The organism is Pseudomonas sp. NPDC086278 (genome assembly GCF_050280905.1).
Lineage (GTDB): Bacteria > Pseudomonadota > Gammaproteobacteria > Pseudomonadales > Pseudomonadaceae > Aquipseudomonas.
In genome coordinates this window covers 24,535-48,458 of sequence record NZ_JBNNWE010000024.1, presented here as the reverse complement: position 1 = coordinate 48,458, position 23,924 = coordinate 24,535, and the positions used below count along the sequence as shown (strand labels likewise).

The window sequence follows — 23,924 nt, the reverse complement described above, 5'->3', positions numbered from 1 at the left end:
GGGCTTGCTCGAGAAGCTTTTGGCTATGGCTGTTACAGGCGAAACGGCGCGAAGTTGACGTTGGTGCCCGCCGGGCGCATGTCCTGCAGGTACGAGTCCTTGTCCGCGCTCAGTTCCAGGCTCAACGCCGCTTTGCGCTTGCCTTCATTGCGCACCACCAGGCCTTCAAGCTTTTCGCGCAGGAACACCGTCGGCACCTTCAGATGCAGCAGTTCGTCGGTGTCCGGCGTGTGCATCAGCAGGTGAACCCATTCGTATTGACCCACGGCCAGGCGCGCCACCGGGATATCGAACCACCAGATGTTGCGGTTGCGGTTCAATTCGGTGAAATGGCAGTTGTTGACGCCAAGCACAGCACCGCCGAGTTCCAGGTTTCTGCGGGCAATGGCCTGCTTTTTATCGAGTTTCATAACATTCCTACGGGATTGGATCTTCAGCGCCATGGCCTGAATACGTTGCGCATTCTCGGGGGTTGCTCGGCAAACATAAAGCCCAACCTGCCGCAATCGACGAAAAGGCCCGATGAAAATAAATGAAACTCCCTGCAAACGCCTCCGGTCAATCTTTGTGTAACTACTTTTCTCATTGATTTGTTCGCAGGAGAAACACCATGAGCAGCACTGGCGATAAAGTAAAAGGCATGGCTAACGAAGCGGTCGGCAACGTCAAGCAAGGCGTTGGCAAAGCCACTGACAACACCAAACTGCAAGCCGAGGGCAAAGTGCAGGAAAAGAAAGGCGAAGCTCAACAAGCAGTGGGCAAAGCCAAGGACGCGATCAAGAAAGGCGTCGACAAGGCTTGATCCGGCCTTTGATGTGCAACAGAAACGGCCATCCGCGGATGGCCGTTTTTGTGTCAGCCTGAACTTGAGCATGGAAATTGTTTCAAAGTCGCCAAGTAGGCTACTTTGATGTAAAAACGGCCCCTGAGTCGCCTCGACTTCAACCATTTTGCGGCGAAAGGAGACGCTAATGATTTTCCCGGACATGAAAGGCCTGCCCATCCACCGCGTGATGGTGCGCACCGTCACCGAGTTCGTCGACGACGAGATGTCGACCTATGCCTCGGCGCTGGCCTATCAGATGTTGTTCTCGCTGTTTCCCTTCATTCTTTTCCTCATTGCGCTGATCGGTTTCCTGCACCTGCCGGACTTCTTCTCCTGGCTGCGCCTGCAATCGGAACTGGTGCTGCCGCCTCAGGCGCTGGAACAGGTCAACCCGGTCATCGATCAGCTCCAGCAATCCAAGGGCGGCTTGCTGTCGGTCGGTATCGTTATCGCGCTGTACACCGCCTCGGCCGGCGTGCGCCTGATGATGAGCGCGATGAACGCCGCGTATGACGTGGTTGAGGGCCGCCCGCTGTGGAAGCGCTTTCCGCTGTCGATTATCTACACCGTCGGTATCGCCGGGATGTTGCTGGTCGCTGCCGCGCTGATGGTGCTCGGGCCGCAAGTGATGGGCTGGATCGCCGCGCAGGTCGGGCTCGAAGACTTCATCGTCACGGTGTGGACCATCGCCCGCTGGCCGGTGATCGTGATCCTGATGATGGTGGCCGTGGCGCTGATTTATTACGTGATGCCGGACGTCAGGCAGGAGTTCCGCTTCATCACGCCCGGCTCGGTGCTGGCGGTGGTGGTGTGGATCATTGCGTCCTTGGGGTTCGCGTTTTACGTCAAGACCTTCGCCAACTACAACGCCATGTATGGCAGTATCGGCGCGATCATCGTCCTGTTGCTGTACTTCTACATTTCCGCTGCGGTGCTGTTGCTGGGCGCGGAAATGAATGCGGTGATCGAACACATGTCGAGTGAGGGCAAGGACCCCGGCGAGAAAGTGCCGGGCGAGCACGATCGCGAACACAAACACCACATTTCGGGACTGGGTCGGGACCACTCGATCAAGCCGACCACTGACGAAGTCTGAAGATGATCCGTTACATTCTGAAAATGGGCGACGAACGCCTGCTGCGTATTGCCCCGCCGGTGCCGGCCGAGATGTTCGACAGCCCGCAGCTGTGGCAACTGATCGACGACATGTTCCAGACCATGGAAAGCGTCGGTGGTGTCGGCCTCGCGGCGCCGCAGATCGGCGTCGATTTGCAGTTGGTGATTTTCGGGTTCGAGCACAGCGAACGTTATCCGGACGCCGAAGCCGTACCGCAGACGATTCTGATCAATCCATTGATCACGCCGTTGAGCCCGGTGCTGGAAGAGGGGTTTGAAGGGTGCCTGTCCGTGCCCGGTTTGCGTGGCGCGGTGGATCGTTATCAGCAGATTCGCTACGAAGGTTTTGACCCCAAGGGCCAGCCGATTGTGCGCGTTGCCTCAGGGTTTCATGCGCGGGTGGTGCAGCATGAATGCGATCACCTGATCGGCCGGTTGTACCCGTCGCGGATTACCGACTTCAGCAAATTCGGCTTTACCGAAGTCATGTTCCCGGACATGGATCCTAACGCCGACGATTGAAACCAGTCTGTATCTAATACGGGAAATCTAATGTGGGAGCGGGGCTTGGTCCGGGCGGCGTTCCGACGAAAGCGGCGTGTCAGACAACATCGTTGTTGAATGACACTCCGCTTTCGCGAGCAAGCCCGCTCCCACAATAATTGAGTTGTGGTTATTTCACGGGCTTGACGAACCGCAACGTCATCCGATCAGACTCGCCAATCGCCAGATACTTCGCCTTGTCCTTGTCGCCCAACGTCAGTGCGGGCGGCAACGTCCAGACGCCTTCCGGGTAATCCTTGGTGTCCTTCGGATTGGCATTGACCTCGCTTTGGTCCTCAAGCTTGAACCCCGCATCGGTCGCCAGTTTCACCACGTAATCGGTGGTCAGGTAACCGCTGTGCTTGATGTCTTCCAGCGAGGCGCCGTCCTTCGCGCGGTGATCGACCACGCCGAGCACACCACCCGGTTTCAGCACCTTGAAAAACGCCTCGAACATCAGCGGGGCCGTGTCGGCCAGTACCCAGTTATGCACGTTGCGAAAGGTCAGCACCGTGTCCGCCGAACCGGGTTGGCCCAGCGCCGGGGCTGTCGGATCGAATTCCAGCACCTGCGCCTTGGCGTACTGCGCGGGGTCGGCGGCGAATTTGCTCTTGAGCTTTTCTTCACTCTTGCGCGCGTAATCACTGACTGTCGGCGCCTGGACCGCTGCCACATAGTGCCCATGGTCCTTGAGCAGCGGCGCCAGCAGTTCGCTGTACCAACCGTTGCCGGGGGTGATTTCAATCACCGTTTGCGTCGGCGCCAAGCGAAAAAACTGCAAGCTCTGCTGCGGATGTCGGTAACCGTCGCGTGCCACGTTTTCCGGCACGCGCCACGTGCCTTTGAGCACCTTGGCGTATTGCTCGGGGGAGACGGATGGGGTGTCGGCCGCCTGACTGAGCGCAGGGGCGAGCAGAGCGGTCAACGTCAAGGCGAGGAGAGCAGGTTTCATGAAGCATTCCGGGGAAGTCGAAGTCGACCCCGAGGCTAGCACGCAGCGATCGGCGGCCGATCACACATTATCGTTGGACGACCTTGCCAACGGTTCTAAGCCCATGGCGATCATCGGTTTGCTGCGTGCGTAACGGCTCAGGCGCTCAGCCATCGAATAGGGCAGTGCCGGGTCGAAGCTGAAACCGCAGCGCTCATAAAAACCGCGCAGTTCCGGATGACAAAACAGCCACACCGGGCCTTCGACCTGCCGCACGGCCTGGGCGATCAACGTCGCCGCAATCCCCTGACCGCGACACGCCGGGTCGACGAACAATCCCGTCAGCCAATGCCCGTCCGCGACCGGCCGCAGGCACAGTGCCGCGACGATGTCCTGGCGGCGTGCGACCCACAATTGAGCGTCGCGCACGGCTTTCATCGACGATTGGTGAGCGCGATAAAACTTGTTCATCAGCGGCCACAAAGGCTCGTCGAGCAAGGTGTACTGGGTGTTGGGCATGGTCGTCGTCTGTCGGTGCGCAAAGCGGGCGATTATAAAAGAACACGCGCTGGGCGATAGGTGTATACCTGATCTCACATCCCGTATGAGTGGAGTACGTATCATGGCCAAAGGCATGGATTCAAAGAAAGCAGCGAAGAAAAAACCGGCGAAAACCGCCGATGAAAAGCGCGCGGACAAGAAGGCCAAGAAGGTGGATGTGTTCGGTCATTGATCCCGCGTCAAGGGAGCCCGGCAATCGGGCTCCTGCTGCACGTCTAACGACATAACCAAATAATCTGCAAGAAATCACCGCGTCATTGCACAGACGGAGATTGGTCCCGATCTGAGCAACGCCATGCCTCATTACTTCGATACTGCGCACCGACAAGAAATCGAAACCCTGCGCCAACGATGGACCGCCCGCACCGAGTGGCCCACCTGGTTGCTGCTGATCGGCGTGTACGCGGGCTGGTTCGGCCTGGTGCTGGCGAGTGATCGGCTGGGGCTTTGGTGGAGCACGGTGCTGCTGATTCCGCTGGTGGTGCTGTGGTTGTCGGTGCAACACGAACTGCTGCACGGGCATCCCACGCGTTGGCTGCGGCTGAACAAAATGCTGGGTTATGCGCCGTTCGCCGTGTGGTATCCCTACACCCTTTATCGCGACAGCCATTTGCAGCACCACCGCGATGAAGACCTGACGATCCCCGGTCGCGATCCGGAAAGCCGTTACCTGACGGCCGAGCGGTGGCGCGGCAGTTCGTTGTGGGTGCGCGGCCTGCACTGGCTGAATAAAACCGTGATCGGGCGGTTTCTGCTCGGCGCGCCGTTGGCGCTGGCGGCATTGGCGAACGAAGAACGGCTGAAAATGACAGCAGGTGACCGCCACGCCTGGCGAATGTGGCTGACCCACGGCGCACTGACGTTGTTGATGCTGACGTTCATCGCGCGCTACAGCGTGTTGCCGGTGTGGCATTACCTGCTGTTGATCAGCGTGCCGGCGCTGTCGATTGCGATGATTCGCTCCTACTATGAGCACCGTCCCCGCGCCGCGCCCGAGCAACGCAGCGTGCTCAACGAAGCGGCGTGGCCATGGCGCTGGCTGTTCCTGAACCTCAATTTTCACTTGGTGCATCACGACTTGCCGGGCCTCGCCTGGTACGACTTGCCCCACGCCTATCAGGCGCGCCGCGAGCAATGGCTGGCGCGCAGCGGCGGGTTTCTGGTGCAGGGTTATGGCCAGTTGTGGCGCCGCAATGGCATCAAGGCGATCGATAGCCCCAGGCACCCGTTCCATTGAGGGTGACTGCGCGCCCACAGTGGCAATGGTTGTATGAGAGATTTCGATGACCCGACACTTCGCAGAACTCTTGATGTACGTCGCCCCCGAACCGATCCGGCAGGCCAACGAGCGCTGGCTGACGCGCATTGTCGAGCGGTTCGGCAGCCATCGCCTTGCTGCCGATGGCTTGTCGTTGACGGACCTCTGGCGCTCGCCGCAACTGCTGCTCAGCCAAACCTGCGGCTACCCGTTGATGACGGCGTTGCGCGGTCAGGTGCGCCTCATCGGTCGGCCGTGTTACGAGCTGCCGGAAAGCCATGGCGGCACCCATTGCAGCCTGTTGCTGTGCCGCGCCGATGATCGCCGCCAGACCTTGCCCGACTTTCGCGGCAGTCGCGGCGTGATCAATGCCGAAGACTCCAACAGCGGCATGAACCTGTTGCGCCACCGACTGGCGCCGCTGCATCGCAACGGGCGGTTCTTTGCCACGGTCGGCAGCAGCGGCAGCCACCGCGAGAGCCTGCGCTGGTTGCGTGAGGATCAAGCAGACCTGGCGGCCATCGACAGCGTGACCTTCGCCTATCTGGCGCGACATGCCGTAGCAGAAGTCACAGGCCTGCGCCTTGTGGCCCGCAGTGCATTCAGTCCGACGTTGCCGTACATCGCGTCCACGGGCATTAACGATGAACAGGTCGCGCATCTTCGGCAGATCATGAACCAGACCTTGATCGAACTGCCTGACGTGGCCGAAACGCTTGGGCTGAAACAGGTGCTGCCGGCCAGCGAGAGCGACTATCGAGTGCTGCTCGACTATCAGCAAGACGCGGCAACGCTCGGTTACGGACAACTGCGTTGAAATTACCTAATCGAATATAAAAATGCCTTTTAAGTATTTTTAACGAATAAGGCTCCTTGTTAGGATCGCGCCACCGGATCACCGGACATTCAGCGAGCCCTATCACCTGGAGCCTCTATGTCCGGCACCGACCTGTCCCATCGCAACGACGTGGGCGGAATGTTCCGCGCCCATTACCCTTGGCTGTGCGCACGCTTGCGCCGGTACCTCGGGGCCAGTGCCAGCGTCGAAGACATCGCCGCCGAAACCTTCGTGCAGCTGCTCGAATCACCCGGCCCCACGCCGATTCGCGAGCCGCGCGCCTTGCTCACCACCATCGCCCGGCGCCTGATTTTTCAGCTCTGGCGTCGCCGCGACCTGGAACGCCAGCACCTCGAACAGTTGTGCAAGGCCGACCTTGTTGCCGGGCCTTCGCCGGAAGAGTTGGCGCACTTGTCGCAAACCTTGAAGCGCCTCGAGCGAACCCTTGACCGCCTGCCGGGCAAGGTTCGCGCGACCTTCCTGTTGTCTCGCGTCGACGGCCTGACGTACCCGCAAATCGCCGCCGAGCTGGGCATTTCCCAGCGCTCGGTCAGCGTCTACATGACCCGCTCCCATGCGTTGTGCACCGCGCACAGTGCCAATGAATCCTTGCACCAGAGGTCTGCATGAAATCCATCAAAACCCTGCTCGGCAGTTCGCTGCTGGCCTTGAGCCTCGTGGCCAGCCACGTGCCGGCGGCGGAAAAAACCGCGCCGATCCAGTTCGGTGACATCACGTGGGAGAGCGGCAGCCTGATCACCGAAATCCTGCGCTTGATCGTCGAGAAAGGTTACGGCTACCCGACCGATACCTTGCCCGGCAGCACCGTCAGCCTCGAAGCCGCGCTGGCCAAAAACGACATCCAGGTGATCGGCGAGGAGTGGGCCGGACGCAGCCCGGCGTGGGTCAAGGCGTCTGCCGAGGGCAAAGTCTTCGGTTTGGGCGACACGGTAAAAGGCGCGACCGAGGGCTGGTGGGTGCCGGAATACGTGATCAAGGGCGACCCGGAGCGCGGCATCAAACCCTTGGCGCCGGAGCTGAAATCCGTGGCTGATCTGGCGCGCTACAAGGACGTGTTCCGCGACCCGGAAGACCCGACCCGTGGCCGCTTCCTCAACAGCCCGACCGGCTGGACTTCGGAAATCGTCAACAGCCAGAAACTCAAGGCCCATGACCTGACCGCCAGCTATGTGAACTTCCGCACCGGCTCCGGCGCGGCGCTGGATGCCGAGGTGGCATCGTCGATCCGTCGCGGCAAACCGGTGCTGTTCTACTACTGGTCGCCAACGCCGTTATTGGGTCGTTTCAAACTGGTAAAGCTCGACGAGCCACCGTTCGATGCCGAGGCCTGGAAAACCCTGGCCGATGCCAACAACCCGAATCCCAAAGGCGCCCGCTCGATGCCGGCCAGACTGGCGATTGGCGTGTCCGCGCCGTTCAAGGCGCAGTATCCGGATTTGGTCGCGTTCTTTGAAAAGGTCGATCTGCCGATTGAGCTGCTGAACCAGACGCTGGGGCAGATGAGTGAGAAACGGCAGCCACCGAGGCAAGTGGCCGAGGCGTTCTTGCGCGATCAGCCGCAGATATGGAAGGGCTGGGTGACGAGTGATGCGGCTGCAAAAGTAAGTGCAAGTTTGTGATTTTGTAGTGCCGCGTCGATAGCTTTCGCGAGCAAGCCCGCTCCCACATGGGATCTGCCACATGGCTTGGTTCCCTGTGGGAGCGGGCTTGCTCGCGATTGGTCTTGAGTCCGCACGAGATCCAAAGCCAACGCCGCACGCTGGCCCGACGCTGTTAAAACCACACCGAAGCCCTGCCAGCCGACGCGAATTTGCCTTGGTCGTGGTGCCAGGGAAAACCCCTCCCGCAGCCGCTCACGCATTTGCCCAACCTGCCCGCTGAACCGTTTTTGTCCGCAATACTGGCCGACTAGTGGCCTTGCGTACCGATCCGGGCTGGCTATGCTGACTCGTGACCAACGATGTCGGCTGTCAGCTGAACGCCGCCGTATACGTCGCAAGAGTGCGCAACGCAAGGCACCTTCAATGAACAAAAGGGAGCGGTCCGGTAAAGGATTTACTTACTGAAAGCATCAGGTTTGGCCCGGGCCCGGGCTATCAAGAGAAGGATGTCTTGATAAGAGTGTCGCTGCATGGACCCTCCGATTGAACATCATTTATCACCTGACATTTCCTCCTGTGGAGGACTGCGTGTGCCTGTTCCAAGGAACGTAGTGGTGGATACGTTGAAAGACCAAAGAACTTTCATCAATCAAAAGACCGCGCTTAGGGTGATACGACCATGTTTAACCTACATCACAAGGCTGACCTGCTGGAAATCGAACGATTCAGTTGTGCGTTGACCGAAGCCAACGCCAAGTTGGCCGCCGTCAGCCGTTCGATGGCGATGATCGAGTTCAGCCCCGACGGTGTCGTGATCGATGCCAACGACAACTTTTGCAGCACCATGGGTTACAGCGCTGAAGAAGTTCGCGGCAAACATCATCGGATCTTTTGCGAAGAGGCGTTTCATCGAAGCGACGCCTACGGCAAGTTGTGGCGCGATTTGGCTCGTGGCGAGCCGGTCAGCGGCACCTTTTTGCGGCTGAACAAGAGCGGTAAGGAGATTTGGCTGGAAGCCAACTACATGCCGGTGTTTGGCCCTGATCGCCAAGTTAAAAGCATCATCAAAGTCGCCACGGACATTACCGATAAAGTGAACAAGGAGCATCAAAACGAAAGCATGCTCGCGGCGATTGGCCGTTCGATGGCGGTGATCGAATTCACCCCGGAAGGCAATGTCATCACCGCCAATGAAAACTTCCTGAAGACCATGCACTACTCGCTGAACGAAGTCGTTGGCCAGCATCACAGCCTGTTTTGCCATCGCGGCGAAGCTGATTCGCAAGCGTACCGAGCATTTTGGGCGTCGCTCAATCGCGGCGAATATCACTCGCACCGTTTCGAGCGCAAAGACAAATACGGCCATACGGTGTTTCTCGAAGCCTCCTACAACCCACTGTTCGACGCCAAGGGCCGCTTGTACAAAGTGGTCAAGTTCGCCAGCGATATCACGAACCAGGTGACGACCCTGCAAACAGCGGCGGAGTCGGCTCACAGCACCTCGGTACAAAACGACGCCTGTGCGCAAAAGGGTTCCCAGGTCGTGCAGCAAACCGTGCAGATCATTCAGGACATTTCCCGGGATTTGAACGAAGCCGCGCTCAGTATCGATGCGGTCAGCAAACAGTCCGACATCATCGGCACCATCGTCCAGACCATTCGCGGCATTGCCGATCAGACCAACTTGCTGGCACTCAATGCCGCGATCGAAGCCGCGCGGGCGGGGGAACACGGGCGCGGGTTTGCCGTCGTGGCCGATGAAGTGCGCAGCCTGGCGGCCCGCACCAGCCAGGCAACGCTGGAGATTGTCGAAGTGGTGCGCAGGAACCACGATTTGTCGTTAAGCGCGGTGTCGAGCATGCAGTCGAGTTTGAGCCGAACCGGGCTTGGGGTGGAACTGGCGAACGAGGCAGGGGAGGTGATTCTGGAGATTCAACAAGGGTCGCGGCATGTGGTGGATGCCATCAGCCAGTTCAACTCGACGTTGCAGCTCAACTGATAGCTGCCACCAGCGTGACGTCAGCCAGCAAAGCTGAAAAACCCTGTGGGAGCGAGCTTGCTCGCGATGGCGGCACGTCATTCAACATTGATGTTGAACGTTACGCCGCTATCGCTAGCAAGCTCGCTCCCACAGACGCGGTGAGTTCCGGCGCGGTTAAAGCGTCGCCAGAAACTTGTCGACCACTTGCGGCGTTGCCTTCCCGGTCGCGTCGCTGTCTTTCTCGGCCTGGGCCAGTTTCAACTTGTCTTGCATGCGATCGGCAATCTCTTGAGCGACCGCTTGCTGTTTCTCCGGCGGCATGGCTTTGAGGTCTTCTTCGGTAATGCCCATCTCTTTCAAAATACTGTCGCGCAGACGCTGTTCAGGCGTTTTGCTCATGTAGTCCTTGAAGTCGGTCATCGCGGCGCTGTCGGTGGACTTGGCCGTGGTCGAGGCATCGCTCGCTTGCAGTGCCACGCGGGTTTTGGCGAAGGCTTCGTCGACGTTGTCACTGATGCGGCTGGCTTCACTGACTTGTTGCGTCGCCAGTTGGGTGGCAGACGACTGAACCATGGCGGTGGCCTGGGAGTTTTGCGCCTGGGCGTTGCTCTGCAACACCTGCAACATCGTGCCCTGGATGCCGCTCTGCAAACCGGCGGCGGCGTCGGTGGTTGGATCATCGCCGGGCCGCTTGGGCAGGGGCATCATTTCCAGTTGTTTTGCACTGACCAGCATGATGGATAGACCTGTGGGTAATGGCTGACCACAGGTCGGGAGCAATTAGCGTGCCGCCGCCCACAGCCCGGGTTTACGGGCTCCGGCAGACAGCGGCGGCGGGCGCGGCGGTCAACGCTTGCCGCTGGGCGGCAGTGGTCCGCCGACCCTCAGCGATGCGCGATGTTTTCCAGTGCCAGGTTGCGCGTGCGTGGCCCGAACCCGCCGATGGTGATCATCACGATCAACATGCTGCTGACAATGAACGCCAATACGCCGGGCGTGCCGAAATGCTCGAGGAAAATCCCGATCAGCAAACTGCTGAATACCGTCGACAAGCGACTGAACGAATAGCAGAAACCCACCGCCCGGGCACGGATGTTGGTGGGGAACAGTTCACTTTGATACGAGTGATAAGCGAAGCTCAGCCAGGCGTTGCAGAAGGTGATCATCACCCCGCAGAAAATCAGGCCGAAGGCGCTGGTTTGCAGGGCGAACAACGTGCCGAAGGTCATGGCGCCCAATGCCGAACCGACGATCTGCCATTTGTTCTCGAAGCGGTTGGCGAACCTCACGAACAGCAGCGGCCCGAGCGGGTAGGCGAGGGTGATGATGAACGCGTACATCAAGCTGTGGGTGACGCTCACGCCTTGCCCGGACAGCAGCGCCGGCAACCAGTTGCCGAAGCCGAAGAAACCGATGGCCTGGAATACATGAAACACAATCAGCATCAGGGCTCGACGGCGATACGGCGGCTGCCAGATGTCGGCAAAGCGCCCGGGGCCTTGCACGTCGACTTCGGCGGGTTCCGGCGCATCCAGCGGCTTGCCTTGATCCTTCACGCAACGGGCCTCGATGCTGTCGAGAATCTGGCTCGCTTCGTCGAATCGACCGTGTTGCGCCAACCAGCGCGGCGACTCGGGCAGGCGTTTGCGCAGCCACCAGATAAACAGCGCAAACACCGCACTCGCCAACACCACCCAACGCCAGCCGGAGACACCGAATGGCGCTTGCGGTACCAGCCACCACGACATCAACGCCACCGCCGGCACCGACAGAAACTGCACGAAAAACGCGAAGGCAAACGCCGAACTGCGCATGCGTTTGGGCACCAGTTCCGAGAGGTAGGCGTCAATGGTCACCAGTTCGATCCCGAGCCCGATGCCCACCAGAAAACGCATGCAGATAATGCCCAGCGCTGAGCTCTGCACGCCCATCGCCACCGTCGCGACGGTGTACCAGATCAGGGCGAAGGTAAATATTGCGCGGCGGCCGAAGCGGTCAGCCAACGGGCTCAGCAGACTGGCACCGAGGAACAGCCCGAGAAACGTTGCCGACGCGAACGCAGCCTGATCAGAGAAACCGAACACCCCCTGACTGCCGGTGGCGAAGATACCGTCGCGGATCAGGCCAGGACTGATGTAGGCCGTCTGGAACAAGTCATAGAGTTCGAAGAAACCGCCAATCGACAGCAGCGCGACCACGCGCCAGATCGTCGAAACGGCTGGAAGTCGGTCAATACGGGCGGAAATCTGTGCGGCGCGGACGGGGTCGATACCGCCCGCTTGAGTGACGGCGGGAGTGTGAACAGGCATGGGCTGATCCAATTCTTATTGATGGAGAAGCTTAGCCGGCTATCGGAAATAAAGGATTGTGAATCTCGGCGTGTCAGTGCCGGGATTTAGCCAATTATTGCAATGAACGCTTACATTTTGCTGATTTGTGCCGCGAGCCGCTCAAGGCAGGCCGTTGCAGCCGTGTTTCAAAAAGCCCGGACGTTGCGCCAGGCGCTGGAAGTATTCGTCGATGGCCGGGTAATCGGGACGCTCCATCGGCGTCATCAGCCAGCGGTTGACTGACAGCCCGAGCACGATGTCAGCCAGGGTGAATCGCGGCCCGGCGACGTAGGCCTTGGTCGCCAGGAGTTGGTGTTCGAGGATCGCCATTTTCTGGTTCCAGCCGCGCACGCCCACGGCAATCCGGTGCGGGTCCTGGCATTCCGGGTCTTTGCGCACCAGCGCGGTAAACGCATAGCCCCAGGACCGATTGAGTTCGGTGGCTTGCCAATCCATCCACTGCTCCACGCGAGCACGCGCGGCCGGTTCGTGTGGCAGCAGGTCGGTGTTTTGGTGCCTGGCCGCAAGGTAGCGGCAGATGGTGTTGGATTCCCACAACACGCCGGCGTCGTCGATGATCACCGGCACCTGCGCGTTGGGGTTGAGCCGGAGAAATTCCGGCGTGTGAGTGGACGCATAGCCGCTGCCCCAGTCTTCACGCTCGTAGGAAACGCCCAGTTCATCGCAGGTCCACAGGACTTTTCTGACGTTGATGGACGACGCCTTACCGAGAATTTTCAGTGCATGTTCCATTGAGCTACTCCGTTAGCGATTCGTCGCGTCAGGAATTTAAGGTTAGTTGAAAACCCACGGCATGGGCGCCGGGCCGCTTTACGGGCGGGGTGGCGTTTGTCGAGTTGATGGGGCGCTGATGATGATTCCTGTGGGAGCGAGCTTGCACAGGGATCAGGTGCTTTCCCGGATTCTTAATTCAAACCCCATGTCCTGCACCGGTTTGCCCACCGAATTCCCTGCGAGCAAGGTCAACATCAACTCCGCCGAACGTCGGCCAATCGCCTCGCGGGGTGTGTTGATGCTGCTCAGGCGCGGCACCATGTGCGCCGAGGCCGGCAGGTCGTTGAAGCCGAGGATCGCCACTTGTTCGGGGATTTTGATCCCGCAGCGCATGGCTTCGAGCAAAGCGCCCTGGGCCAGGTCGTCGTTGCCGAAGAAAATCGCATCGACATCGGGATGGCTGGCCAGCAATTGCAGAAACAACTCACCGCCCAGTCCGACGGAAGAGGCGCGTGGGGTCAGCACTTCCAGGGCCGGGTCGTACAATCCGGCCTGCTGCAAGGCTTTGCGGAAACCTTCGCCGCGCAGCAAGGTGCGTTGATCCAGTTGCGCTCCGATGTAGGCCAGGCGTTTTCGTCCGCGCGACAACAAATGCTGCGCCGCTGTTTCGCCGGCCGCCAGTTGCGAGAAACCCACGCAATTCACGCCGGCCGCGCTGTCCAGTTCCATCATGTACACGCACGGGATGTTGCTGGCCTCGATCATCCGTCGCGAACTTTCGGTGCGGTCGAAACCGGTCAGCAGCAAGCCGCGAGGCTGATAGGCCATGTAGTTGCGCAGCAGGTTTTCTTCTTCATCGCGCGAGTAATGGAAGTTGCCGATCAGCACTTCGAAGCCCTTGGGGCGCAGCACCTGGTGAATGGCTTCCAGCGTGTCGATGAACAACAGGTTGGACAGCGACGGCACCAGCACCACCACGGAATGGCTCTGCGCCGAGGCCAGCGCGCGGGCGGCGGGGTTGACCACGTAGTTGAGTTCAAGGGCGGCTTTCTGGACTTTTTCCGCCAGTTCGGTGGCCACGGTGCTGACGCCACGCAACGCGCGGGAGGCGGTAATCGGACTGACGCCGGCCAGTCGGGCAACTTCATTAAGGGTGGGGCGTCCAGTGGTTCGGGTATTTTTATCGTTTTTAGGGGCGGTCATCGGGCGGCTTGCCAAACAAAATTCAAGGCACTAAGGTAGCGCTGTCCCGAAGCAGCTGCAAATGCGTAAGCGAGTTTTGCCTGAACCTCGCTTTTCGGCGTTGGGAACGAACATGCTGCAACCCACAAAAATGACAAGAAGGCGTCGGCAACTTCTGCTTTTGTTCCAGTGTCACAGCTGACAAAGGTAGCGCTGTCTGCGCGCTGAGGTGTTACATGAATCATCCCATCACCGCCCTGGTCATCATGGGTGTTGCCGGTTGTGGCAAAACTTGCGTCAGCGAAGCCCTGTGTGCGCTCAGCGGCGCAACCGCCATTGAAGGCGATACTTTCCACCCCGCCGCCAATATCGAAAAGATGAGCGCGGGTATTCCCCTGAACGACGACGACCGTGCCGGCTGGCTGGACAGCCTGTGCGATGAACTGCGCCGCGTCGACGCCACCGGCGAACGCCCGGTGCTGACCTGCTCGGCCCTCAAACACAGTTACCGCGAAGTGTTGCGCAGTGCCTTGCCGGGCTTGGGCTTCGTATTCCTCGAGTTGACCCCGGAAGTCGCCGCCGAGCGCGTGTCGCACCGGCCGGGGCACTTCATGCCGTCCACGTTGATCGACAGCCAGTTCGCAACCCTTGAATCCCCGGTTGGCGAGCCCCTGACCCTGGCTCTGGACGCGTCCAACCACAGCGTCGACCAATTGGCGCAGCAGGCGCACGTCTGGTGGCTGGCGCATGGCCTGCACGCCAAATGAGTTTTGCTGAAAAAGATAGCGCTGTCCTGATGGCAGGCGAATTACCCGCTTTAATAACAACAACAACCAGGAGACACCCCTAATGTTTGGCATGTCCCACGAGTCGTTCCTGCTGCTAGACGCAGTGGTCACGGTGATCGGACTCATCGTCCTGATCACCAAGTTCAAACTGCACCCGTTCATTGCCCTGATCATCGCCGCAGCCTTCCTCGGCCTGACCTCCGGCATGCCGATCGGCACCATCATCAAGGCGTTCCAGGACGGCTTCGGTGGCGTGCTCGGTTTTGTCGGGATCATCCTCGCGCTGGGCACCATGCTCGGCAAAATGATGGCCGAATCGGGTGGGGCGGATCAGATCGCCCAGACGCTGATTCGCGCGTTCGGCAAGGACAAGGTGCAGTGGGCGATGATGTTCGCGGCCTTCCTGGTCGGCATTCCGCTGTTCTTCGAAATCGGCTTCGTGCTGCTGATCCCGCTGGTGTTCATCGTGGCGCGCCGCACCGGCGTGTCGATCATCAAGATCGGTATCCCGCTGCTGGCCGGCCTGTCGGCGGTGCACGGCCTGGTGCCGCCACACCCGGGCCCGTTGCTGGCCATCGGCGTGTTCGGTGCCGACATCGGTAAAACCATTCTGTACGGCCTGATCGTCGCACTGCCGACGGCCATCATTGCCGGGCCGATTTTCGGTACGTTCATTGCCAAGTACATTCCGGGTCATGCCAATCAGGAACTGGTCGATCAACTGGCTCGCGAGCCTGAAGCGACTAATCTGCCGAGCTTTGGCATCACCTTGATTACCGTGCTGTTGCCGGTATTCCTGATGCTGCTCAAGACGTTCGCCGATGTGGCATTGCCGGACGGCAACTTCTTCCGCACCTTCATGGATCTGATCGGCCACCCGATCTCGGCGCTGCTGCTGGCGTTGCTGCTGTCGCTGTACACCTTCGGTCATCGTCAGGGCATCGACTCCAAGCGCATTCTCAAATTGCTCGACGCGAGCCTCGCGCCGACCGCCGCGATCATCCTGATCATCGGTGCCGGTGGTGGCTTCAAACAGATGCTGGTCACCAGCGGTGTGGGTGACGTGATCGGCCACATGGCGGTGAACGCGCAGATCTCGCCGATTTTGCTGGCGTGGCTGGTGGCGGCGGTGATTCGTGTGGCGACCGGTTCGGCCACCGTGGCGACCATTACTGGCGCGGGCATTGTGGTGCCGGTGGTGGGGATGATTCCAGGGGTCAACCGCGAGCTGCTGGTGCTGGCCACCGGTGCCGGTTCGCTGGTCTTGTCGCACGTCAACGACGCGGGTTTCTGGCTGGTGAAGCAGTACTTCAACATGACCGTGGCGGAAACCTTCAAGACCTGGACTGCGATGGAAACCATCCTGTCCGTGGTGGCGCTGGGCTTCATCCTGCTGCTGTCGCTGGTGGTTTAAGCAACACCGCAGACACAAAAAAACCGCAGCGATGCGGTTTTTTTTGTGGGTGAAAAAATCAATGTGGGAGCGGGCTTGCTCGCGAAGGGTGCCTGACATTCAACGACGATGTTGACTGTCAAACCGCTTTCGCGAGCAAGCCCGCTCCCACACGGTTATGAGTCAGGCGTTAAGACTTGCTGACCAACCCATCCGCGCGAAACATTCCGCGAATCCCGCGCACGGCCTGACGAATCCGGTCCTGGTTTTCGATCAGCGCGAAGCGCACGTGATCATCGCCATATTCCCCAAACCCTACCCCCGGCGAGACGCAGACCTTGGCCTCGGCCAGCAGCTTCTTGGCGAACTCCAGCGACCCCAAATGCGCATACGCCTCAGGGATTTTGGCCCAGACGTACATCGACGCTTTTGGATTTTCGACCATCCAGCCCAGTTCATGCAGGCCTTTGACCAGCACGTTGCGGCGCTGCCGATACTGCTCGGCGATATCTTTCACGCACTGCTGATCGCCTTCCAGCGCCGCAATCGCCGCGACTTGCAGCGGGGTGAACGTGCCGTAGTCGTGGTAACTCTTGATCCGCGCCAGGGCATTGACCAGCTCGGCGTTGCCGACCATGAAACCGATGCGCCAGCCCGCCATGTTGTAGCTCTTGGATAAGGTGAAAAACTCCACCGCAATGTCCTTGGCGCCCGGCACCTGCATGATCGACGGGGCTTTCCAGCCGTCGTAGACGATGTCGGCGTAGGCCAGATCGTGCACCACCAGCACGTCGTATTGCTTGGCGAGGGCGATGACCCGCTCGAAGAAATCCAGCTCCACGCATTGCGCGGTCGGGTTGGACGGAAAGCCGAGAATCATCATTTTCGGTTTCGGGATCGAGCCGCGAATCGCCCGTTCCAGTTCAGCGAAGAAATCCACGCCCGGAACCAGCGGCACCGACCGCACCTGGGCGCCGGCAATCACGGCACCGTAGATGTGAATCGGGTAGCTCGGGTTCGGCACCAGTACGGTGTCGCCCTGGTCCAGGGTGGCCAGCATCAAATGCGCCAGGCCTTCCTTGGAACCGATGGTGACAATGGCTTCGGTCTCCGGGTCGATATCGACCTCGTAGCGCTCCTTGTACCAGTTGGAAATCGCCCGGCGCAGACGCGGAATGCCTCTGGACGTGGAGTAGCCGTGGGTGTCTTCGCGTTGGGCGACGGTGACCAGTTTCTCGACAATGTGCGGCGGCGTCGGGCCGTCGGGGTTGCCCATGCTCAAGTCGATGATGTCTTCGCCACGGCGACGGGCGGCCATTTTCAGCTCGGCCGTGATGTTGAACACGTAGGGGGGGAGTCGATCTATGCGCGCAAAGCGGCGCGGCGAACCTTGTTCGGCCATTGTTGCCTCGGAAACGTAAGCGCCCGGAACCGTCCGAGCGACGCTGGCCACTGCGGTGGCCTGTTGCGGAATGTAAGGGGTGGTATGGCAAACTGTCCAGCCAGTGTGTAAACAAATTTTTCCGAAGGAAATCGGTTGATGGAATTTAGCAGCGGCTTCTTGCTGAGCCTTTCGTTGTGCCTGGATATCGGCGTGGCCAATATCGCGATGATCACATTGGCCATGCAACGCGGCTATTTCCAGGGCTTTGCGCTGGGGCTGGGCACCTGTGTCGGCGACTTGATCTACGCGGTGTTGGCGCTGGCCGGCATGACCGTGTTGCTGCAATACGAAACCGTGCGCTGGGTGCTGTGGATTGGCGGTTCGGCGTTGCTCATCTACTTTGCGGCGAAGATGATCTATTCGGCGATTCATCATGAAGCGGTGTTGGCGCAGACCGCCGAAGTCGGCCAAAACTCGCACCGCAAAGAGTTCTTTCGCGGCATATTCCTCGCCATGTCCTCGCCCAGCGCCATTCTCTGGTTCGCGGCAGTCGGCGGCACCTTGATCGCGCGCTCCGGTGCTGCCGGCCCGGTCAGCTCGGCATTGTTTCTCAGTGGTTTCTTCTTCGCCGGTCTGCTCTGGAGCGCCGGTCTGTGCTTTGCCGCGAGCCATGGCGGCAAGTTGCTGGGCGACAAGTTGCTGCGCTATTCCTACATGGCATCGGCGGCGATCTTCTGCTATTTCGCGGTCTACGTGATCCTTTCCGGCTACAACGAGTTTGTCGGTACAGGCGCTTTGGAGCCGTTGCACACGCTGTAATGTTGCGGATCGGGTTTGGCTTCTATACTCCCAGCCGAACCCACTTTTTTCGTCTCAGGAGTTGAGTCATGGATGAACAATCACGCTTGAAACTGGCCGAACCACGCTTCGAAAACGGACACTTCCTGCTGATTGCGGGGCTGGGTGGCCGGTTTACCCAAGAGACGAACCAGGGAATACCGCTGCTGTGGGAGAAATTCATCCCCCATATCGGCAAGATTCCTGGGCAAAAGAACGAAATGACCTACGGCATCTGCTGCAATCCGGATGGCAAAGGCGAATTCGAATACATCGCCGGGGTCGAGATCGACAAACTCGACGACCTGCCCGAAACCTACCGTTGGGTCGAAATTCAACCCCAGCACTACGCGGTGTTCGAGCACAAGGGCACGCTGGACCAGTTGCCCGAGGTGTTTCAGTACATCTGGAAAACCTGGCTGCCGCAGTCCGGGCGAGAGCTCGCGGATGCGCCGGAGTTCGAGCGCTATAGCGAAGACTTCAACCCGAAGCTCAACACCGGCAAGCTGGAAATCTGGCTGCCGATCAAAGCCTGATGACCCAGGCGAGAGGCGGAGCGCCGGTCCGCCTCTCGACTCTCATTTTCCCTGCTTCATCCGTCGCGCCCGCAACAGGTCGATGGACAACGTGACAAAGCCGAACGTGCTGATGCCCAACAGCATAAGAAGGCCGATCTGAACGCTGCTCATGGTGTGTTCCCCCTATGGATGGCCAGAGACAGGCCCATCAATAAACCGAACACTCGCGCAATGACAGCGCCTATACGCAGGCTTTACGGCCCCGGCGGTGATCGATATGAACAGCTTATTAATTTATGATCGCCGGCCTTCTTTTCACTGATTTCGAGCTGCCATGAACCCTGTCATTCGCAACGTCCAACCGTCTGACCTGGACCGCTGCTTCGCCATCGAAACCGTGGCCTACGAAGGCGACGAAGCCGCCACCCGCGAAAAAATCGCCACCCGCATCGCCACCTGGCCCGAGGGCTTCATCGTGGCCGAGGTGGACGGCGTCGTCGCCGGTTTCATCAATTCCGGCGCGGCGTTTGAGGTCGAGATGTCCGACGAAGCCTTCAAGGAACTGATCGGCCACGACCCGGCCGGCCCGCACGTGGTGATCATGTCGGTGGTGGTGCATCCGGATTATCAGGGGCAGGGCCTGGCGAAGCGTTTGATGGGCGAATTCATCGAGCGGATGCACGGGCAGGGCAAGGCGACCATTCATTTGATGTGCAAGGAGCGGCACATCCCGCTGTATGCCGGTTTCGGGTTCGCTTACATCAAACCTTCAGACTCCGACCATGGCGGGATGGCGTGGCATGAGATGGTGCTCGAACTGTAAATCCTGAAACACCGCAGAACCCTTGTGGGAGCGGGCTTGCTCGCGAAGACCGAGTGCCAGTCAGCCTCTCTGTTGAATGTGCAACCGCATTCGTCGGAACGCCGCCCGCAGCAAGTCCGCTACCACGTTGATCAAAAAATCAGGCTCATGCGCCGTTCATAACCGATCCGGCCCTTGTAGGCCTCGCCACTGTCGACCCAGCCGAATTTGGCGTAGAGCGCGATGGCCACTTCATTGTCCGCATCCACCGACAACTCCAGCGCTTTGATTTCCGGAAACGCCTCACGCGCCACCTCGGGTAGCGCTTGCAGGCAGGCCTTGCCAAACCCCTTGCCCTGAGCGCGCTGATCGACTTGCAGGGCATGCAACGTGGCGCTGTGCTCGTCGGCCCAGTCCGGCAACACCGGCGGGCGTTTGAGCAGCAGGAAGGCCACGGGGATTTCTTCAGCCAGCAAGGCAAATCCTTTGACGCCGGGGCCGGGTCTGGACAGCAGGGAGTGCAACGCGCCGTGGATGTCGCCGCTGAATTTGATTTGTTCCTGATGAACTTCGATAGCCTCGACCTGCTGGCGCTGGCGCGCGTTTAGGCTGTCGTAAGGCACGAGTCGGGCTGTCACTGGAGTGTCCTTTTTCCAAAAAAAATGAGCTTCGGATTCTAGCGAGTTTGCGTGCCGGGATTATTTTTATTTCGGCTGTCGATTGGGCGTTTCGCCAGACGACTAAGGGTGTCTTACAACAAAAAATACGGAGTTGCCCATGACCGCTCAAAACGAAATCCAGACCCTGATCGACACCTATCGCCAGGCCGTGATGGCCAAGGACGTGGAAAAAGTCATGACCTTGTACGCCGATGACATCGTCTCCTTCGACGCGGTCAAGGCGTTGCAATTCAAGGGCAAGCCCGCCTACCGCGCGCATTGGCTCGAATGCATGGAAATGTGCCCGGGGCCGCACCTGTTCGACTTCGACCAGGTAAAAATCGAAGCCGGCGAACACGTCGCCTTCGCCCATTGGCTGGCCCATTGCGGCGGCACCAACGAGCAGGGCGAAACCCAGGCCTGCTGGATGCGCGGTACCGCGTGCTATCGGCGTGACGCGGGGCTGTGGCGCATCGTTCACGAGCATTGGTCGGCGCCGTTCGACATGCAAAGCGGCAGCGCTTTGTTCGAACTTCAACCCTGAGCGCCGGGCCGATTCGTCGGGAATATCGCGAACGCGTCAATCTGCAGCCATAGTTGATCAGCCGATCACGGAGTGCCCCATGAAATACCTATGCCTGGTCTACAGCAACGAACACGAGCTGCATTCGCTGCCCGAGAGCCCGAACGATGCCGAGTGCATGGCGTATGCCGACGCGATCCAGAGCGGCGGCCGCATGCTCGCGGCCGAAGCGCTGGAGTCGGTGCAGACCGCCACCACCGTGCGGATGCGCAACGGCAAGATGTCGATCACCGACGGCCCGTTCGCTGAAACCAAGGAGCAGTTGGCCGGTTTCTACCTGATCGATGCCAAAGACCTCAATGAAGCGATCCAGGTTGCCGGCAACATTCCGGCGGCCCGGGTCGGGTGTGTCGAGGTACGCCCCGTTCGGCAGTTGAATCCCTGAATAAAAAATACAAACAGGAGTTCCGTTATGAGCCCGCAAACCCTGCAACGAAAGCCTGCCCCGTTCGAGTTGTCGATCAGCCGCCTGATCGACGCGCCCCGCCAGAAAATCTTCCGCGCCTGGACCGAGCCTGCGTTGCTCGCCCAGTGGTGGGGGCCGCACGGCATGACCACCCCGGAATGCGAAATGGACCTGTGGGTCGGCGGCCAGTTTCGCACCCTGATGCGCGCGCCGGACGGCAGCGAGTACCCAACCATGGGCGTGTTTCTGGAAATCGTCGCGCCTGAGCGGCTGGTGTTTACCGACGCCTTTGTTCCCGGCTGGATCCCCTCGGGCAAACCGTTCATGTCGGCCGAAGTGACACTCGAAGACCGCGACGGCAAAACCCTTTACACCGCCCGCGCCATGCACTGGAACGAAGAAGATCGCCAGGCGCACGAGGCCATGGGGTTTCACGATGGCTGGGGGCAGAGTCTGGAGCGTTTGGTGACGCTGGTGACCGCAGGCATGCCGGACTGATGCCCGGCGAGTCGGTCAAGGCGCGGGTCGAGCAGGTTTACCGCGAAGAGTCGCGGCGGATTCTGGCGACGCTGATTCGCTTGCTGGGGGATTTCGACCTTGCGGAGGAGGCCTTGCACGAAGCCTTTTTCGTCGCGGTCGAGCGCTGGCAGCGCGACGGTGTGCCGGACAATCCGCGCACCTGGCTGGTGTCCACCGGGCGTTTCAAAGCCATCGATGTGTTGCGTCGGCGCGCGCGGTTTGCCGCCTCGCGACCGCTGTTGATCGCGCAACTGGAGGCGCTGGAGCAAGCCGACTGGAGTGACGAAGACGTGGAAGACGATCGCTTGCGGCTGATCTTCACCTGTTGCCACCCGGCGCTGGCGGCTGACGCGCAAGTGCCGCTGACCCTGCGCGAAGTCTGCGACCTGACCACGGAAGAAATCGCCCGGGCGTTCCTCTCGGCGCCGGCCGCCATCGCCCAGCGGATCGTGCGGGCGAAGGCGAAGATCCGTGATGCGAAAATCCCCTATCAAGTACCGACACTCGCCGAATTGCCCGAGCGTCTCGACAGCGTATTGCGCGTGATTTACCTGGTGTTCAACGAAGGTTACTCGGCCTCCGTCGGTGCTGAAGTGACCCGCGAAGACCTGACGCGCGAAGCGATTCGGCTCGGGCGTCTGTTGATGGAATTGTTGCCGGAATCGGAAGTGATCGGCCTGCTGGCGTTGATACTGTTGCATGAGTCGCGGCGTCCGGCGCGCACCTCGGCGCAAGGTGAGTTGATCGTGCTGGATGAACAGGACCGCTCGTTGTGGGACGCCGCGATGATCGCCGAAGGGTGTGCGCTGGTTGAAGCGGCGCTGACCACCGGGCAGATCGGGCCGTATGGCCTGCAAGCGGCGATTGCGGCGGTGCATGCCGAAGCGCCTTCGGCGGCGGAAACCGACTGGCTGCAAATCGTGGGTTTATATGACGTGCTGCTGGCGGCCGTGCCTTCGCCGGTGATCGAGTTGAACCGAGCGGCGGCGATCTCTCGGCGCGATGGGCCGTTGGCGGGGCTGGTGCTGGTTGAAGGCATTCTGGCGCGGGGGGATTTGCTCGATTACCACTTGGCGCATTCGGCGCGGGCGGATTTTTGTCGGCAGTTGGGCAGGGTAGAAGAGGCGCGCGCGGCGTATGAGCGGTCACTGGAGTTGACCCGGCAAGAGCCGGAGCGGCGGTTTCTTGAGGCTCGGATCAAGGCGTTGAATTGAGGTAATTTCTCGGACCTTTCGTCGGCGTTGCGACGAAAGGTCCGAAGGACCAGCGGTTGCGGATCAGCTTTGCTGGCGAGTAGCCGCCAATACGATTTCGCGAATGCACACATTCTGCGGTTGCTGATACGCATAGCCAATCGCCGACGCCACATCGTCGGCGCTCAATACCGTGCCGCCCATGTCCTGTTTCCAGGCCTGATAGCCGGTCTTGATCGCATCATCGGTGGTGTGGCTGAGCAATTCGGTTTCGGTCGCGCCCGGCGCAATCGTGATCACCCGCACGTTATGCGGCGACAGTTCTTCGCGCAGGTTTTCCGACAAACCGTGCACCGCGAATTTGGTCCCGACATAGGCCACATGATTCGGGAAGGTCTTGCGACCCGCCACCGAGCTGACGTTGATGATCGTGCCGCGTTTGCGCTCGACCATGCCTGCCACCACGGCGTGCACACCGTTGAGCAAACCCTTCACGTTGACGTCGAGCATCTGGTCCCACTGCGCCGGGTCCTGCTTGGTCATCTCGCCCAGCAGCATCACGCCGGCGTTGTTGATCAGCGCATCCGCCGGGCCGAACTTCGCTTCAGCCTCGGCTACAGCGGCCAGCAGCGCGGTGCGGTCAGTGATGTCGACGCCACGGCTGAGGGTGTCGGGCAGCTCCAGTGCGTGCAGGCGATCAACCCGACGGGCCAGCAGCAACAGTGGATGGCCGGCCGCGCTCAGCAGGCGCGCAGTCGCTTCGCCAATGCCGGAACTGGCCCCGGTGATGATGATCAATGGCTTGCTCATGGCTAGACTCCTGAAATAAGAAAAACAAATAACTAAACGTGCGGCGGAGTATATTTTGCGCCGCACAGGCTGAAAAATGCCTTATTTCTCTGTCTGCTATCGGAATTTC

Annotated in this window: 27 protein-coding genes and 1 pseudogene; 18 read left to right on the top strand and 10 right to left on the bottom strand. The window is 60.0% G+C overall.

What is annotated here, in order from left to right:
• Positions 1-32 precede the first annotated feature (32 nt).
• Positions 33-410 carry a hypothetical protein gene (locus ACQKP4_RS10285; protein ID WP_427632766.1) on the bottom strand — a complete coding sequence of 126 codons (378 nt, stop codon included), beginning with the start codon at positions 408-410 and terminating at the stop codon, positions 33-35.
• Between the two features lie 200 nt (positions 411-610).
• Between ACQKP4_RS10285 and ACQKP4_RS10280 the strand changes: the two genes are divergently transcribed.
• The 3 genes from ACQKP4_RS10280 to def all read left to right on the top strand — a co-directional run bounded on the left by ACQKP4_RS10280 (position 611) and on the right by def (position 2,464).
• On the top strand, positions 611-802 hold the full coding sequence (locus tag ACQKP4_RS10280; RefSeq protein WP_003227408.1) for a CsbD family protein: 192 nt from the start codon (positions 611-613) through the stop codon (positions 800-802).
• 169 nt (positions 803-971) lie between these two features.
• Positions 972-1,922, top strand: a complete 951-nt coding sequence (locus ACQKP4_RS10275) for a YihY/virulence factor BrkB family protein (RefSeq protein ID WP_427632764.1) — start codon at positions 972-974, stop codon at positions 1,920-1,922.
• 2 nt (positions 1,923-1,924) lie between these two features.
• The gene (gene def / locus ACQKP4_RS10270) at positions 1,925-2,464 is read left to right on the top strand and encodes a peptide deformylase (RefSeq protein WP_427632762.1); all 540 of its coding nucleotides are present in this window, start codon (positions 1,925-1,927) and stop codon (positions 2,462-2,464) included.
• 151 nt (positions 2,465-2,615) lie between these two features.
• On the opposite strand, the gene ACQKP4_RS10265 is transcribed toward def, so the two are convergent.
• Together ACQKP4_RS10265 and ACQKP4_RS10260 are read right to left on the bottom strand one after the other, a co-directional pair.
• Entirely contained in the window at positions 2,616-3,437 is an 822-nt protein-coding gene (locus tag ACQKP4_RS10265; protein ID WP_427632760.1) for a class I SAM-dependent methyltransferase, read from the bottom strand.
• 60 nt (positions 3,438-3,497) lie between these two features.
• The gene (locus tag ACQKP4_RS10260) at positions 3,498-3,935 is read right to left on the bottom strand and encodes a GNAT family N-acetyltransferase (protein WP_427632758.1); all 438 of its coding nucleotides are present in this window, start codon (positions 3,933-3,935) and stop codon (positions 3,498-3,500) included.
• Between the two features lie 337 nt (positions 3,936-4,272).
• Here ACQKP4_RS10260 and ACQKP4_RS10255 point away from each other — a divergent pair, with 337 nt between their 5' ends.
• The 6 genes and pseudogenes from ACQKP4_RS10255 to ACQKP4_RS10230 all read left to right on the top strand — a co-directional run bounded on the left by ACQKP4_RS10255 (position 4,273) and on the right by ACQKP4_RS10230 (position 9,694).
• A complete protein-coding gene (locus ACQKP4_RS10255) occupies positions 4,273-5,214 on the top strand; it encodes a fatty acid desaturase (RefSeq protein WP_427632756.1) in 942 nt (313 codons plus the stop codon).
• A 46-nt stretch (positions 5,215-5,260) separates the two neighbouring features.
• Positions 5,261-6,052, top strand: a complete 792-nt coding sequence (locus tag ACQKP4_RS10250; protein WP_427632754.1) for a phosphate/phosphite/phosphonate ABC transporter substrate-binding protein — start codon at positions 5,261-5,263, stop codon at positions 6,050-6,052.
• A 117-nt stretch (positions 6,053-6,169) separates the two neighbouring features.
• Positions 6,170-6,703, top strand: a complete 534-nt coding sequence (locus ACQKP4_RS10245) for a sigma-70 family RNA polymerase sigma factor (RefSeq protein ID WP_427632752.1) — start codon at positions 6,170-6,172, stop codon at positions 6,701-6,703.
• Entirely contained in the window at positions 6,700-7,713 is a 1,014-nt protein-coding gene (locus ACQKP4_RS10240; RefSeq protein ID WP_427632750.1) for an ABC transporter substrate-binding protein, read from the top strand. The genes ACQKP4_RS10245 and ACQKP4_RS10240 overlap by 4 nt, the downstream gene beginning before the upstream one ends.
• 661 nt (positions 7,714-8,374) lie before the next feature.
• A pseudogene (locus tag ACQKP4_RS10235) lies at positions 8,375-9,151 on the top strand (PAS domain-containing protein); the annotation flags it as partial.
• Positions 9,152-9,154: 3 nt separating this feature from the next.
• Complete coding sequence (locus ACQKP4_RS10230; RefSeq protein ID WP_427632791.1) at positions 9,155-9,694, top strand: methyl-accepting chemotaxis protein; 540 nt, start codon at positions 9,155-9,157, stop codon at positions 9,692-9,694.
• A 156-nt stretch (positions 9,695-9,850) separates the two neighbouring features.
• On the opposite strand, the gene ACQKP4_RS10225 is transcribed toward ACQKP4_RS10230, so the two are convergent.
• The 4 genes from ACQKP4_RS10225 to ACQKP4_RS10210 form a co-directional block, all read right to left on the bottom strand.
• The gene (locus tag ACQKP4_RS10225; RefSeq protein ID WP_427632748.1) at positions 9,851-10,411 is read right to left on the bottom strand and encodes a hypothetical protein; all 561 of its coding nucleotides are present in this window, start codon (positions 10,409-10,411) and stop codon (positions 9,851-9,853) included.
• 149 nt (positions 10,412-10,560) lie between these two features.
• Entirely contained in the window at positions 10,561-11,985 is a 1,425-nt protein-coding gene (locus ACQKP4_RS10220) for an MFS transporter (RefSeq protein ID WP_427632746.1), read from the bottom strand.
• 141 nt (positions 11,986-12,126) lie between these two features.
• A complete protein-coding gene (locus ACQKP4_RS10215) occupies positions 12,127-12,759 on the bottom strand; it encodes a glutathione S-transferase family protein (RefSeq protein ID WP_427632744.1) in 633 nt (210 codons plus the stop codon).
• A gap of 153 nt (positions 12,760-12,912) precedes the next feature.
• Positions 12,913-13,944: a LacI family DNA-binding transcriptional regulator gene (locus ACQKP4_RS10210; protein WP_427632742.1), complete on the bottom strand. Its 1,032-nt coding sequence runs from the start codon at positions 13,942-13,944 to the stop codon at positions 12,913-12,915.
• A 215-nt stretch (positions 13,945-14,159) separates the two neighbouring features.
• Here ACQKP4_RS10210 and ACQKP4_RS10205 point away from each other — a divergent pair, with 215 nt between their 5' ends.
• Together ACQKP4_RS10205 and ACQKP4_RS10200 are read left to right on the top strand one after the other, a co-directional pair.
• Positions 14,160-14,690, top strand: coding sequence for a gluconokinase (locus ACQKP4_RS10205; RefSeq protein WP_427632740.1), 531 nt, complete (start codon positions 14,160-14,162; stop codon positions 14,688-14,690).
• A gap of 82 nt (positions 14,691-14,772) precedes the next feature.
• Positions 14,773-16,125 carry a GntP family permease gene (locus tag ACQKP4_RS10200; protein ID WP_427632738.1) on the top strand — a complete coding sequence of 451 codons (1,353 nt, stop codon included), beginning with the start codon at positions 14,773-14,775 and terminating at the stop codon, positions 16,123-16,125.
• A gap of 169 nt (positions 16,126-16,294) precedes the next feature.
• Here the strand turns inward: ACQKP4_RS10200 and alaC are convergent, their stop codons facing one another.
• Positions 16,295-17,506: an alanine transaminase gene (alaC, locus tag ACQKP4_RS10195; RefSeq protein WP_427632736.1), complete on the bottom strand. Its 1,212-nt coding sequence runs from the start codon at positions 17,504-17,506 to the stop codon at positions 16,295-16,297.
• Positions 17,507-17,644: 138 nt separating this feature from the next.
• On the opposite strand from alaC, the gene ACQKP4_RS10190 reads away from it, so the two are divergent.
• The 3 genes from ACQKP4_RS10190 (at position 17,645) to ACQKP4_RS10180 (ending at position 19,666) form a co-directional block, all read left to right on the top strand.
• Positions 17,645-18,307 carry a LysE family translocator gene (locus tag ACQKP4_RS10190; RefSeq protein ID WP_427632734.1) on the top strand — a complete coding sequence of 221 codons (663 nt, stop codon included), beginning with the start codon at positions 17,645-17,647 and terminating at the stop codon, positions 18,305-18,307.
• 68 nt (positions 18,308-18,375) lie between these two features.
• Complete coding sequence (locus ACQKP4_RS10185; RefSeq protein ID WP_427632732.1) at positions 18,376-18,861, top strand: GyrI-like domain-containing protein; 486 nt, start codon at positions 18,376-18,378, stop codon at positions 18,859-18,861.
• 316 nt (positions 18,862-19,177) lie between these two features.
• The gene (locus ACQKP4_RS10180) at positions 19,178-19,666 is read left to right on the top strand and encodes a GNAT family N-acetyltransferase (RefSeq protein WP_427632730.1); all 489 of its coding nucleotides are present in this window, start codon (positions 19,178-19,180) and stop codon (positions 19,664-19,666) included.
• Between the two features lie 131 nt (positions 19,667-19,797).
• Here ACQKP4_RS10180 and ACQKP4_RS10175 read toward each other — a convergent pair whose 3' ends face one another.
• Positions 19,798-20,283 carry a GNAT family N-acetyltransferase gene (locus ACQKP4_RS10175; RefSeq protein WP_427632728.1) on the bottom strand — a complete coding sequence of 162 codons (486 nt, stop codon included), beginning with the start codon at positions 20,281-20,283 and terminating at the stop codon, positions 19,798-19,800.
• A 139-nt stretch (positions 20,284-20,422) separates the two neighbouring features.
• On the opposite strand from ACQKP4_RS10175, the gene ACQKP4_RS10170 reads away from it, so the two are divergent.
• The 4 genes from ACQKP4_RS10170 to ACQKP4_RS10155 all read left to right on the top strand — a co-directional run bounded on the left by ACQKP4_RS10170 (position 20,423) and on the right by ACQKP4_RS10155 (position 23,026).
• Positions 20,423-20,848 (top strand): YybH family protein, encoded by a 426-nt coding sequence (locus ACQKP4_RS10170; protein WP_427632726.1) that lies wholly within the window; start codon positions 20,423-20,425, stop codon positions 20,846-20,848.
• Between the two features lie 79 nt (positions 20,849-20,927).
• Positions 20,928-21,272: a YciI family protein gene (locus tag ACQKP4_RS10165; RefSeq protein ID WP_427632724.1), complete on the top strand. Its 345-nt coding sequence runs from the start codon at positions 20,928-20,930 to the stop codon at positions 21,270-21,272.
• 27 nt (positions 21,273-21,299) lie between these two features.
• Positions 21,300-21,791, top strand: a complete 492-nt coding sequence (locus ACQKP4_RS10160) for an SRPBCC family protein (protein ID WP_427632722.1) — start codon at positions 21,300-21,302, stop codon at positions 21,789-21,791.
• On the top strand, positions 21,791-23,026 hold the full coding sequence (locus tag ACQKP4_RS10155; protein WP_427632720.1) for an RNA polymerase sigma factor: 1,236 nt from the start codon (positions 21,791-21,793) through the stop codon (positions 23,024-23,026). Before ACQKP4_RS10160 ends, ACQKP4_RS10155 begins: the two co-directional genes overlap by 1 nt.
• Before the next feature lie 63 nt (positions 23,027-23,089).
• On the opposite strand, the gene ACQKP4_RS10150 is transcribed toward ACQKP4_RS10155, so the two are convergent.
• On the bottom strand, positions 23,090-23,815 hold the full coding sequence (locus ACQKP4_RS10150; RefSeq protein ID WP_427632718.1) for an SDR family oxidoreductase: 726 nt from the start codon (positions 23,813-23,815) through the stop codon (positions 23,090-23,092).
• Positions 23,816-23,924: the final 109 nt, after the last annotated feature.